Source organism: Labrys sp. F242 (assembly GCF_057813875.1).
In genome coordinates this window covers 2,168,359-2,181,504 of the sequence record NZ_JBVASG010000001.1, presented here as the reverse complement: position 1 = coordinate 2,181,504, position 13,146 = coordinate 2,168,359, and the positions used below count along the sequence as shown (strand labels likewise).

The following is a 13,146-nucleotide window of genomic DNA, read 5'->3' as shown; positions in this document are numbered from 1 at the left end:
TCTATTCCCCGAACATCGAACGCATCGCGTCGGGCACGCCCGCAGTGACGGCTTCCGGTAACTCAAACAGCGTCCAGCCTTTCGCGTCCGCTTCCTGCCGTGTTGCGTCCACCAAAGGAGAAATGCAAGCGGCGACGAAGTGGCTGCGCCACGCGTAACGCATTTCCTGATCGGCGAATTTGATGGTGGTGCCGTCCGGGGTGGGAAGTCCCGCCTCCATGAAGGCATCCACCCATTCGTTGCCTTCTGTCGACCGATCTGTCGCCGCAAGCACAACTCGGCCTCGCGCCAGATCAACCAGCGTCTGTTTCGCTTCGTCGCTCGTGCGGTCGATTAACTCATGATCCGGTTGGTTGAAATAGGAAAGCAAGCAGCGATAGCAGCCACGGACGCAGGCCTCCCCATCGCGGTTGGCGAGCAATTTCGCGTCACCTGCCGCGATCGCTTCATCGACCTTCTCGAAGTGCATGAGGATCAAAGCTTCCCGTGCGATTTTACCAAGCGCTCGTGGGTCCTCGATCAGGCGGCTCAATACGCCCGCTCCGCCCTCGGTGGCTTCGTAGGTCAGGACGGCGCGCCGGTTGTCGCGGGCCGGCAAAGGCTCGCCGAGTACCTCACCTTCCTCCAACTGGAAGACGACCTCAATGCCTCTCATTAGTGCGTGCTGAACCGTTGCGATGGTCTCCGGTGCATAGTTGGCCGGATCCCGGAAACGGAAGAGGAGCGCGTTCTTGTGGTCTCGGACGATGGGAACGATTCTGACCGGCCTCACGACATCGGGCGGGACATCGATATCGGGATCCTCGTCGTCCGATTTCGCCCAATAGCCGCTTCGCGGGTCGATATGGAAGCCGAAGACCGTTTGGTTCGCCCGTCGTTTCAGCCCCTTATTGATTCGGCTGATCTCGGCGCTGTTGGCGTATTGCAGGTTGAGGATCGAAGCACCCTCGCAGCGGAAGTCCGCCTCGGTGACCTGTACTCGACCGTCCCGTTTCGGCCACGAAAAAACGGTCTGAATGTCGAAACCCTGTCGAACGCGTTCTTCGTCATTCGCCGTGATCCGCTCGGCCGGCGCGGCCTCGACGTTGTCGATCCTAAGCGTCCGCTGCACCGGCATCTCGCCAGCCATTGGGTTGTTGCAGGCATGGCAGCGCTCGACTTCGCTGTCGTGGCAAGCACCGCAATTCGAGCAGATGAAGATGTCCCTCGTGGCAAGCTCCGCCCCATCACCTGTTCGCACTTCCGGTGGCAGCTTCGCCTTCATGACCCGGTAGGCTCGGCCCTCGTGATAGATCAGGCTGCGCGGTCCAAACTCCGAGATGGCGAGGAAGCGGGCGCGCTGGAGGAATGAGCCGGTTTTCCCTTCGCCAGGGATGAAGGCATAGAGCGGCAATCGGGGGAAGTTGTAACCGGGTAGAAAGCCTTCTGTCGCGAGATAGCGATAAGAGTAAAAGTCCGAGCCATTCGAGGCCTTGCCCTGCTCGAGAATGGCGATCTGGTCGCTCGCCTGCATCTGGGATGTCTTGATACGACGACGGTCCGCGGCCGAAAGGCCCGTAATCTCGGAGCGGGCGTTGGCTTCGATCAGTTGTGTGCGGGCGGAGTCATAAAGCTCCCGCCATCGAACGAAAGCGCGATCGAACTCTCGCGGTGCGTGTGTGGCGACGGAGGACACGAACTCTTCCGGCTCGCTCATCCAGACTGGCTTTCGGCCGTTCACTGAAGCAAGAATCTGATCGAGAACGCGCTTCATCGGAGCGTGCGCTGCTAGCACCAGGTCAGGTCGGTCGATGATGTTATGTACTTCGGGCTTAAGCGGGTATCCGGTCTGCTTCAGATCAAGAATCTCCGGAATGTCTGGGGACAGGGCGAGCCTTGCCTCGGCAAGCCAGACGGCGTGCAGATGGGAACGCACCAGTTCTTCGTTGGTGATGTCGAGGGCCGGAGGACGAACGACACCCGCCACCATCTCATTACGCCGTTCGAAGAAGTACTGATCATGGGGTGATTGGGCGGCGCAATAGGTTACAATAACGGCGGCCTGCCCGGAACGCCCCGCGCGACCGGCGCGTTGCGCATAGTTGGCCGGTGTCGGCGGTACGTTTCGCAGATAAACGGCGTTGAGCGCAGAGATGTCCACGCCGAGCTCCATGGTGGGCGAACAGAAGAGGGCGGGCAAAAACTGCTCCGATTCGCCAGCCGTCTTGAGATCGATGGCATTCGCAGCAAGGTTCTCTTGGTCTTCTTTCTCGAAGCGGAAGCGCCATTCGCGCCATTCGCGTTGTCTCTGGGACACTTGAGCTGTGTGTTCGCGGCCCTCAAGACCCCAGAAACCGCTGCGACCGGCTTTCAAATCGGCAGCGATCTCGTCGTAGAGCTCATGAAAGTAACGATTGCCCTGCGTTTTGCCGCTTCGAATGGCTTCACCGCGCACAATGCGGACGGCTGACGGAGACAGACGCCATCCTTGCAAATCCTCTTCCAGGTCGACGCGCGATACCAGTCCCTCCCGCGCGAGGAGGTCCATTAGGCCGGTCATAACTGTCAGGTAGTCAGCCTTGCCGAGCTTGGTCCCAAAAACACTTCTGCGGTTGATGAGGCGTCCGATGCGGGAATTGTGGCCAGCGCGAACAATAGTCTGTTCTTCTCGCAACCCGACGCGATCCCGGCCTGGGGCTTGTAGAAACAGGGTCGTTCGGCTTCGAGGTATCTCCTTGATGTCGATGGCCCATGGAGCGCGTAGTAGGTTGCGGGATTTCTGGGCGACACCCTCAAGGACAGTCGGATCAAGAGCTTCTGTTCCGACTGCCAAGCCGTCGAGCATGGCGCCGAGGAGTTTCTTGAGCATCATCTTGCGCGCCGACATATCGAGCGTGGCGAATTCCGGCCGAATAGCCACCAGACGCTCGGCATCTTCCGCTATGTCATCGAGGCCGATGAATTCGACGTCTATGAGCTTTAGAACGGCGAGGCTCGGGTTGGTGTAGCGCCATCCTCGGCGCAAGTCGCTCCAGAGTCGATGGGCCAGCACCTTCTGGAGAGAGCGTTGGGCATCCTCGCGGATTACGGCCCCCGCCTCTGGGTCCAACATCCAGTGGACGCGCGCATCCCGGTTGGCGGCGGTGAAGCCGAGCGCCCTGACGATGCGCAGCCCGAATTCATCCTCGGTCAAGCCATCGTCGCCAGCGTCCAGAACGGCCCGCAATATCGCACCGCGCAGAAGGCTAACGAACAAAAAATCGTTGAAGTGGCCCGCCTGAAGGGCTGCGTCCTGGCGATTGTCGGTAAAGCCAAGAAGCTTGCGTTTTTCCTTGGGAACACCGCTATCGAGCCTGTTCATCCATTCGAGGGCTGTCGCAACGAGAAGCGTCGTGGCCGAGCTTCGTCCCTCACCCGACAGGCCTGCAAGCTTGGTACGTTCCCGCATGCTGGGATGAGGTTGGTCTAGGCAGCAAGGGCAGAACCCAAACTTGCCCGGTATGAACCAGAAGCTCTTACCCGATGAATCGTAGCGTCCATGCGGAGCCACAGAGACCATTTGCGGCAGTCTACGTTTCCGGTTAGCGCGGATTCGCTCCACGCCGTTGCGGTCCTCGCGCCAATCCTCTGGATAGGATTCGATTTCCCCCGTGAAGGCGTAATCGCCGTCGCTCATAGGGCTCAGGTAACCTGCGACCTCTTCCTCCTGATCATCGAGCGGCGCGTCATCGATATTCCTCGGCAGGAACAGCGGGCCTTCGGCATCCTCCGTCCGGCTGACGACGTGGACCTCATGTCCACATTCCCGACAGAAGCGTGTTGGATAGAGGCGATGGCCTGGTGCGCTAGGGTCTTCGAGCTGTCCTTCGAACAGCACATTTCGCGGCATCTCGGCCAGCGTTGTGAAAACCTCGCCTGCGCCAGACACGAACTGATGGAGCTTGAATGCCAGGAAGGCAGCAGTTCCTGAACCGCCCCGTTCCGTTTCCGGGAGGCTGATGCGTGTCAGAAATGTTTCAAGACTGCTTCGGCAGGTCTCTATATCCACACCGCTGTCCCGTGACAGCAGTGCGACAGCTTCTCCAAAGGGTATTGGCTTCTTGCGTTTGAGTTCCTGCGCATCTTCCAGACCAATCGCCAGTTCAGCCCACGCCGCCAGAGGGTGCACTTTCAGGATTTCATCGGTCAGCACGTTTGAAATTGTGGATGTCAGCGTCGACGCGAGCTGTGGCCGCACGTCTTCAAGTTTGAGGCGGTCATCCGTCGCCCTCTGAAGCGACTCGTCGATTACCGACTCGGAGCCAATGGGAATGCCGAACAAGCGCGATGCAACGTCCGCTACTGCCTGCGCGCGGCTGGTGTCCGATCCTTCACTCGCCATCGTGGCGGAGGTTCCAATGCAGATCGGCGACTTGTCTGGCGTACAGCGGTTGCGAAGACGACGAACCAGGATGGCGACGTCAGCGCCCTGGCGGCCACGATAGGTATGTAATTCGTCAAGAACGATGAATTTGAGGCCGCCCGCATTTTCCACGACCTTAGTGTCGAGGCTGTCCTGCCGAGTCAGGAGCAACTCGGCCATCATGAAGTTGGTGAGAAGTATGTCCGGTGGGTTGTCGGCGATGCGCTGCCGCTCTTCCTGGCTCTCTTGGCCCGTATAACGCCGCACAACGGGTTTAATCTCAGCGGTCAATCCCGACTGGGAAATGAACTTCTCGATCTCGTTCATCTGGCTATTGGCCAGCGCGTTCATTGGATAAACGATGATAGCGCTGGTCTTACGTGGCTTGCCGGCCTTTCGGGCGCGAATAATTGCGTCGACCACAGGCACGAAGAAGCACAGGGACTTGCCCGAGCCAGTTCCGGTGGTGACTACGTAACTCTGACCCGCGCGAGCCTTAGCTATTGATTGCGCTTGATGACGGTGAAAACGCAGAGGCGCTTCGCCGAACCGAAATATCTTGCCAGTCGCTTCGTCGAGATCGCCAGAGGCGACCAGCTCATCGACCGTAGGTCCTTGAAGATATCGAGGATTGAGAGACAGCAGAGCGTCGGGCCAGAAGCGTCCTTCATCGTACTGTCGATCGATCTCCGATTTTAGGTCGACAGATCGAATTGTACTGAACGATCGCGAGAAACGAGCATAAGAATCGATAATACGATGATCAAATTCGAACGCCTTCATTGTCAATCTCGCTAATCGACTACTTAATACAGCGATATATCAACTTCGTGGCGTCGCGTGTTTTTTTGTTTGTGTCAAGAAATTTTTGAGCAACTGCTAGAGGCAAGTAGCTTGTTGTAAATTCAGCCTCTGAATGGCCAGCATGATGAAACGTATCATGTTCGTGACACGGGGCAAGCCAGTGGGATTCAAGGGGGTGATCTCCATGGTGAGATTTTTTACGTGCAGCGTGCAGTTTTAATATTGATTAGGGTGTCTCAAATTGTTCTAAATATAAAAATAAATAACAATCCTGGTCAATGTGTATATTTAATTTTATTATTGATATTTATTTCGTAAATTGTATAAGTATTGTGTAATTTTTTGTTGAGGTAAATTTCTGAGCTTGAATTTATCTTTTCAGTCTAGCTGAAATCGGAGGGCAGGATGGCTAAGCAAGCGACACGCAAGGGTGGGCAGCGGCGCAGCATGCCCTCGTCAGCGCTTCCAAAAATTAAATTATTCCGCCGTGTTGATTGGTATAGTCATAATACTGCGTCTGTTGGAGAGTACGTTTCTCATTTGTTGATGGAACTGGGCCGCCTCAATCTCGAAGTCCGCAATATCGAACAGCATGATCGAGCCCCAAATAGGAAGACGGTGCTTTCGGACCTTATGGGTTGGTTAAGTAATCGTCCTATAGAGGCCTTTGCAAATCTGTTTGACTGGCAGGTGCTAGATCTTGCGCAGCTTGCATCGAGATTGGAGAAGGATCGTTCGGCGAAGCCGCGGATCGAGATCTCAGCACAAATCACAGCGATGAACAATCTATCCGTACGCTGGTATCCGGGTGCCTGGAAGCATTCTGAATTAGATTGGCATCGAACGGAACCTCATTATTCCAATCTGATCGCCCAGCGGAAGTGGTACGAGCCGCCCGACTTCCGTTGGTTCACTGGCGATGAAGCTCCGACCTTCGATAGTCGTCCTTCCAATGAACTCATGTACATTCGCGGAGTCGGTAATCTGCGGCCGAAACCATGGGGAAGTTACGGACCCAACGACCCCTTCAATGAGGATGTCGTGGATTCCATTTTGATTTGCGCCGTTCGTGCCGCCTACGAAGGCTTGATCAATCAGCTCCAGAGTAACTTCGAGATTGATGTCATCGATGCATTCGATTTCGTGATCCAAGAGGAAGTCGACGAGTCCGATACCTCCCCATATCGGTCTCCGTTCCGGCGAGTGATAGCTTGGAGTCTGGAGGATGCTGCCGAACTGCGCGCCCGTCGTGAAAGGGATGCCGCAGCCGAACGCGAAAGGCAAGAACGGACCGAGCTTGCAAGCATTGCTGTTACGCACGGCTTTTCGCTTGAGGTGTTTGTCGCCGCGGTCCGCCGGGCATCCACGCGGAAAGCTAACGGATCAGTGCCCTCTGACGAGAATGTCAACCGGAACGCAGCTAAGCATTTGCGCGATGCCGGGTTTAAGATTGATGCAGGGAATGTGCGTCGCGTTCGGCAGCTTATCGAGCGTTACAGGCCTGAGGGTCTTTCAGAAGCTACACCGCCCGAATGAATATCGAGCGCGCAATCCCGGCTGGACATCGCCCTCCATCGGCGGCCGCGCTCCTTCGGAGAGGCCTGCCAGCCCGCCAGGCGCCGGTCGATGTCACCCGCAAGCTCTCACTCTATCCGTCTTCCAAGGTCGCCGTCGAGGTCCATGTCAAGGTCGGCGGGACCGTGCCGTGACTGGCAAGTCGGCCATGGCTGGCTGCAATGCCAAGCGCAATATGGGCGTCTCTACTGCAGGAAGGCAGTCACGTCGGGATAGGTGATCTCGCCCGGCGCCGAAGTTGCCGCGTCGCCGTCCGCGCCGATTGCGACCTTGGCGGAGGCCGCCTGACCAAGATCATGCTGGCGGTCAAGGTTCCTGAAAAGGCGATCTAGAATGTCTTGGACAATCATGGCGGAGCCATTCCACGCCCGGCTGGCCAGCACTGCGACCACCTATCGAGGCCCAGCTGGCAACGCCTGACTTTCTGTGACAGGCTCACAAACGAAGATGCCCGCCCCCCGCTGGAACCGGGGGCGGGCGCAAACCTTCAGGGCTGAAGGTTGGGAGAGTTATTGCGGCGCTGATTCTATGCGCCATCTCCTCCCCACCGCAAGCCCCGACAACAGGAGTTTTTGCGATGGCGATTATTCTCCCCTTGAAAAAGAAGAAGCCTGCTCAGGTTGGCCGGGCGGCAAACAACAACGCCCAGGTGCCTCCCCAGACCAAGCAGAGGAAGCCTGCCCAGGCCGAGCAGCCTGCGAAGCCGAAGAAGGCCAAGAAAAAATGGACAGTGCAGCGGTCTGCCATGTCCATCTGCGAGATCATCACCGGGGACAAGGCCGCAGGCCGCGTGCTCCACGATATTCTCTATGAGTACCTGCACTCCGCCAAGGTGTGGCGGGCGCATGAGAAGCAGAACACCGGCTTCCTTTTCTACAGCGGCAACGACCTTGCCCTTATGACCAACACCAACAGGAAGACGCTTCAGAACCGTGCAATACCGGCTCTCAAGAAATGCGGCTTCATGCTCGTGCTCAGCGGGAAAATATCCAAGGACCAGCCGAAGGAGTACCGCATTCAGATCGACCAGCCGAAGCTCTATGGCGTCGTGGCCCGTGCGCTTTGGGGCGATACCGTGCTTGGCATGACGCCATCGGAATTCACCGCCCGCATGGAGGCACCCAAAGCTCATTACATTCTCCGCAGGCTTGGACAGCAGGTGTGCATGGCGGCAGCGGATCACCTTGGCCCAAATTACGAGGAAGATTTGAAGAAAATTCCCGAGGACGAGCGCCAGGAGAAGTACCTCGAAATGCTGGCCGCGACCCCTCCCGCAAAGGCCGCGTTCAAAGCTGCGCAGGAGGCAAAAACGGTCTGATTTTGGGGAACTCTATCTTCCCGAAAATGGGAAGAATGCCCCCCACCTATCTTCCCGAAAATGGGAAGATTGCCTCCACCTATCTTCCCGAAAATGGGAAGATTAAGATCACGAAGACTATGTTCTTACGAAGACTATGTTCTTAGAAGACATTGGCGAGCACCTCCGCTGCGCTCCCGGTCTCTCAGGACAAAAAGCGGACCTACAGTCCTATCCCAGGGCTTTGCCCTGGACCCAGCAAAGGCTCCGCCTCTGCACTCCCCGGATCAGATGCCTTCGCATCTTCCCCGGAAGAAAGAACTTCCAAAAACCAACAAAAGGTTTCGCTGCGATCGTTCCCGGCCTGTTCAGATGGACAAACGATGGCGAGACGCCCGAAGACGCGCTTGCCAAAGTGTAGGAGGCGATCGGCGCTCTGGAGCGAGAACGCAAAAAGCTTGGGTCAGCCAGTCTCCAAGTCATCACGTTATCATCTGGCCTTCTGGGCTGTCTCAAGGCGACATAGCCGGCACCACCCGAATACACGATCCAGCCGCAGCGCGAGCGCCAGGACGGCAGCGGCCACGTTGGACTCGCATATGTGGGGCAGTACGGCGAGCCTGAAGCCCGTCAGCGACTGCGATGAAGCTGCGGAAACGATCTCCATAACAATTGCGACACGCTGAACGTTGTTTCCTGCCACCAGCGCGATCAATTCGCTGCGATACGCGTGGTCGTCGAGACCGACCCAGCATGTTGCCTGAACCAACAGGTCAGCACTGTCCCACCGTGAGCACCGCGAGATACTCAACGACCGCAATCGAAGTCCCGTTGCCCGATGATAGGGGAGCGCTGAAAATCTAATGTAAATTATAGGTAAGTCATTTGTGGGGTCGGAATTATTCGTAATCAAACGTAAGTTAAAATTAATATTGCATCAATAGTCGTAAATATTATTGTAAATTGCTGAAATATATAAGGGCTTCTTCATGGATTTATATGATATCTGTTATAAAGCTTACCAGGAGGCGCTCAAGCGGCCTGACAATTTCCCCAAGATCGGACGCCTGCTGTTGATCCTGCAGGACCACGCGTCGCTCGATGTACCGAGATTTGTGAGGGCGACGGGGATCGAGCGGCGCACCACTTATCACTATCTGGCGATCGCCAAAGCTGTTGAGCCACTTCACATCCCGGACGATGTGCAGCGGGCCATTGGCTGGAGCAAGATGGTGGTAATCTGTCCTGATCTCGATGCTTCCAACATGGCAATTCTTCTCGAGGCAGCCAAGAAACTGACCGTTCGCCAACTCAAAGCCTTCGTTGCGGGAAAGCCGGTGCCCGGACCGACTCGATGTGTTTTGCTCTATTTTCGGCCGAAGGAGTTCGCTGTTTTCGAGACGGTCTTGAGCAAGCATGGCTACGATGCACTGCATCCCACACCTGACACTCGCGTGGCGGCGTTGATGCGGGCGCTGACAAGTCGTCCTGCCCCCGGCAAAGAGGGAGGATAGCATGAGCGGTGCTCAGTGCCTCTGTCGCCGACGAGGCCCTGATCAATGAGCGCTCCCGGCCACTTGCCTCGGCAAGGTGTGATGGCTGAGGGGCGCCACAGGAAACCGCTTCTGTCGCCAGAGGGGATATCCGCCGGATCAACCATGCCGACCCTGTGGCGCAGGTCTGCATCCACCCGCCGATTTTCTTGTTCCCTTCAGCGCAAGGGTGATCATTATCTGGCTCGCCTCCGCCATGGTGGCGAGTGGAAATGGTGATTGCATCGAGCTGGAGAACTAGGCGCTGCAGGGCGCTAGCCCTCCGTCGTCGATAGGCGGACGATCACATTTCCTCTCTCCGCAGGGCGTTCAACCTGGAGAGACGGTATGGCCCCCATCGTCATTCGCAAGCCCCGTACGATCGACGCGGCCTTCAAATCCTCAGACGCGGGCGGCCGTTCCAATGCGATGCCGGAGACGCTGCTGACGCTACGCCAGGTCATGGCCTTTGCCAGCGTGTCGGACGCCACCGTTCGCCGCTGGATCCGCCAGGGGGGTCTACGTGCCTACAGGGCAGGGCGGCAAGTGCGCGTCGACAAGGCAGATCTCGTCAAATTCATGCGCGGAAGTATTCAATCCTGATCATTGTGAATACCTTCAATAACTATAAACAAGGAATAGTATATAAAGGAATTCATAAAATTATAGCTTTGAATGTTGGTGAATAACAATGACCAGTTCTGATCATAACAACGCCCAGACGATCGGGAAACTGCCCGTAGCCACGCTCGGCGACCTGCGCGAATTCATCCTGACCTGCGACCTCTCCGCCGAGAAGAAGAGCCTGATCCGCTCTGCCATCAAGCGAGCCGACGAACTGGTCGGGCACGGCATGCTCGACCTTCCCGCCGATCCGCGCTCCATCCTGAACCGTCTGAAAGGCTGGTCGCCGGCGATGGCGGGCATGAGTTCCGGCGCCTTCGCCAACCTCAAGTCGCGCCTGCGTGCCGCCTTCCAGCTCGCCGCGTCGCAGCTGCCCAACCCGAGATCGCGGCCCGCGTTGGAAGGTGCCTGGGGAGATCTGCAGGCAAGCCTCGATGTCGGCAGCCAGCGCAATCTGTCGCGCCTGTTCCACTTTGCCGACCGTCAGGGCTGGACGCCGGCTGGCATCTGCGATGCCCACATGGAACGGTTCGCCGTTCACCTGCGTGACGAGGCACTTGTTCAAAAGTGGGATGGCGTGGTGCGCTCGACCATCCGGGCCTGGAACCGGCTCACCGGGAGCAGCGATCACAAGGAGCTCGCCAGGCTGACACCCCCGCCGATCAAACGCTCGCCCTATTGGGTCGACATGGCCCAGTGGCCGGCGGGATTGCGAGCCGACACGGAATCCTTCCTGGCGCATCTGACCAAGCCGTCGGCCTTCACCGGTAAGCAGGTGCATAGCCTGAAGCCCACAACGGTGCAGCAATATCGCCATGTCATCGCCACGCTGGTGTCGGCGGCGGTTGCAAGCGGCGTGATCCTCGAAACCATGCCGCGCTTGGCAGACGTGGTTGATCTCGACCGTCTCAACCGTGCGCTGATGTTTCTTTATGAGCGGGCAGGCGGGAAGGTGACGAAGCACATCTTCATGCTCGCGATGCGCGCACAGATGATTGCCGAGTGGTGCGGCGTGCCGGAAGAACACCAGCGCCGCATTGCCGAGTTGTTCGCCAACGTCAAGGCAGAGGCGCCGCCAATGCGCGGCATGACGGAAAAGAACCGCAAGCTGCTCGACAAGCTGGACGATGGGCGCTTCCACGATTTGGTTCTCATGCTGCCCCAGCTTCTGTTCCGCAAGGCTCGTGAGCGGGCTGATAGCCGCTGGTCTCCCGCCATGGTTCGCTCCGCCCTGGCCATCGAGGTCCTGCTGACCTGCAGTCTGCGGCGAGAAAATCTCGTGTCCCTTGAACTCGATCGCTCCATCCGCCGGGTCGGTGATGTGAAAGAGGCATCCTGGATCATCGAGGTTACACCCGCAGAGGTCAAGAATGGCCAGCCGTTGCGCTTCACCTTGCCGGCATCGACGGTGGAACTGCTGGAGATCTATCTCGCCGAATGGCGTCCGAAGCTCTGTTCCACGCCCACGGCCTGGCTGTTTCCCGCCGAAGGCGGCGGTCGTATCGATTCCAGGTCCATGGCCGCGGCCATCCAGAGCCACTCCCGCCTGATTCTGGGGCAGGCAATCACGCCACATCAATTCCGGCATCTGAGTGCGGAGACCTATCTGCTGAATGATCCGAACGGGCTTTTCGTGGTCAGCCAGCATCTGGGCCATCGCGATCCGAACACCACGAAAACCTTCTACTCCAGGCCCAAGCAGCGTCAGGCGACGCGCCACTACCAGGCGCAGATTCTGCACACTCGCACCCAGGCGGAAATCCGAATCCGCCGCAGCGGCAAGCGGCGCCCCGATCCGCTCGTCGATGACAGGGAGGACGTCTTGTGAGTAATGCCCTTTCCCTCAAGCCCGCCGACTGGCCGCCGATCGACCAGCAGTGCTGGCGAGAAGCCCGCATGGCGGTCAGCTTCCTGTCGGAGCGGCGTCCCGCCCGTAACTGGAGCCCCAAGCGGTGCCGGATCGTCGAGCAGGGCTATGGCCAGTGGCTTGCCTTCCTCGACCGAACCGGTCAGCTCGATCCGGACATTCGGCCCGAGGAGCGCGTCACTATCGATCTTTTCCAGGTCTTCGTCGCTGAGCTCCAGAACCGTGTGTCGCCGTGGAGCACGGCCATGATGGTCCAGGCCGCCGTGCGCATGTTGACGGTGATGGCTCCTGGTCGCGACTGGAACTGGCTCAAGGCGGCGGTGGCCAATCTCAAGCAGAGTGCCCAGCCGAGCCGAGACAAGCGCGGTCATATGGTCGAGGCGCGGCAGCTCTATGGCCTTGGGCTCATGCTCATGGACCGGTCCGCCGAGCAGGCCCAGGACCACCGCTATCATGCCGCCACCATGGCACGGGATGGGTTGCTGATCGCCATGTTGACCTGTTGCCCGGTGCGTATTGCCAATTTGGCTGCCATCAGGATCGGCATGCATCTGTGGTTCGATGGGGCAGGCTATCATCTGCGTTTCGGCAAGGAGGAAACCAAGAACGCAAACGTCTTTGAGGGAGACCTGCCATCCGATCTCACGCCCTATATCGAGCATTATCTGAGGGAGCACCGTCCGTATCTGCTGGCCCAGGGCGGGAGCAAGGCAACCGATCACCTGTGGATCAATCGCTGGGGGCTGACGATGCAGGATAGTGCCATCCGCGCCCAGATCGAGAAGCGGTCTCGTGATGCCTTTGGCCGTCATGTCTGGCCGCATCTGGTGCGGACCATCGCGGCTACTGGATTTGTCGACCATGCCCCCGAGGCGGTGGGCATGGTTTCTGATCTGCTCGGCCACACCGACACTCGCACGGCCCACAGATATTACGTCCTCTCCACCGGTGCCCTTGCCCACAAGGCCGTGCAGTCGTCGCTTCAGGTTCGGCGCGCGGCGGCACAGGAGCGACTGATGGGCAAAAGGAAGCGAGAGACATGAGGTGGGGTCTGTGCTTGCTCGCC

Annotated in this window: 9 protein-coding genes; 7 read left to right on the top strand and 2 right to left on the bottom strand. The window is 58.1% G+C overall.

The features are described 5' to 3' along the window. Window position 1: 1 nt before the first annotated feature. Complete coding sequence (locus tag ACZYTC_RS10330) at window positions 2-5,164, bottom strand: DEAD/DEAH box helicase (RefSeq protein ID WP_488989534.1); 5,163 nt, start codon at window positions 5,162-5,164, stop codon at window positions 2-4. 426 nt (window positions 5,165-5,590) lie between these two features. On the opposite strand from ACZYTC_RS10330, the gene ACZYTC_RS10325 reads away from it, so the two are divergent. Continuing rightward, complete coding sequence (locus tag ACZYTC_RS10325) at window positions 5,591-6,721, top strand: hypothetical protein (protein WP_488989533.1); 1,131 nt, start codon at window positions 5,591-5,593, stop codon at window positions 6,719-6,721. After that, the gene (locus ACZYTC_RS10320) at window positions 6,718-6,894 is read left to right on the top strand and encodes a hypothetical protein (RefSeq protein WP_488989532.1); all 177 of its coding nucleotides are present in this window, start codon (window positions 6,718-6,720) and stop codon (window positions 6,892-6,894) included. The genes ACZYTC_RS10325 and ACZYTC_RS10320 overlap by 4 nt, the downstream gene beginning before the upstream one ends. A gap of 51 nt (window positions 6,895-6,945) precedes the next feature. Here ACZYTC_RS10320 and ACZYTC_RS10315 read toward each other — a convergent pair whose 3' ends face one another. After that, a complete protein-coding gene (locus tag ACZYTC_RS10315; RefSeq protein WP_488989531.1) occupies window positions 6,946-7,110 on the bottom strand; it encodes a hypothetical protein in 165 nt (54 codons plus the stop codon). A 227-nt stretch (window positions 7,111-7,337) separates the two neighbouring features. Here ACZYTC_RS10315 and ACZYTC_RS10310 point away from each other — a divergent pair, with 227 nt between their 5' ends. The 5 genes from ACZYTC_RS10310 (at window position 7,338) to ACZYTC_RS10290 (ending at window position 13,123) form a co-directional block, all read left to right on the top strand. Then, window positions 7,338-8,078 carry a hypothetical protein gene (locus ACZYTC_RS10310; RefSeq protein WP_488989530.1) on the top strand — a complete coding sequence of 247 codons (741 nt, stop codon included), beginning with the start codon at window positions 7,338-7,340 and terminating at the stop codon, window positions 8,076-8,078. A gap of 968 nt (window positions 8,079-9,046) precedes the next feature. Further along, entirely contained in the window at window positions 9,047-9,571 is a 525-nt protein-coding gene (locus ACZYTC_RS10305) for a hypothetical protein (RefSeq protein ID WP_488989529.1), read from the top strand. A 366-nt stretch (window positions 9,572-9,937) separates the two neighbouring features. Continuing rightward, entirely contained in the window at window positions 9,938-10,192 is a 255-nt protein-coding gene (locus tag ACZYTC_RS10300) for a helix-turn-helix domain-containing protein (protein ID WP_488989528.1), read from the top strand. 88 nt (window positions 10,193-10,280) lie between these two features. Then, window positions 10,281-12,041, top strand: coding sequence for a tyrosine-type recombinase/integrase (locus ACZYTC_RS10295; protein ID WP_488989527.1), 1,761 nt, complete (start codon window positions 10,281-10,283; stop codon window positions 12,039-12,041). Next, the gene (locus ACZYTC_RS10290; protein WP_488989526.1) at window positions 12,038-13,123 is read left to right on the top strand and encodes a hypothetical protein; all 1,086 of its coding nucleotides are present in this window, start codon (window positions 12,038-12,040) and stop codon (window positions 13,121-13,123) included. Before ACZYTC_RS10295 ends, ACZYTC_RS10290 begins: the two co-directional genes overlap by 4 nt. The last annotated feature ends 23 nt before the right edge of the window (window positions 13,124-13,146 follow it).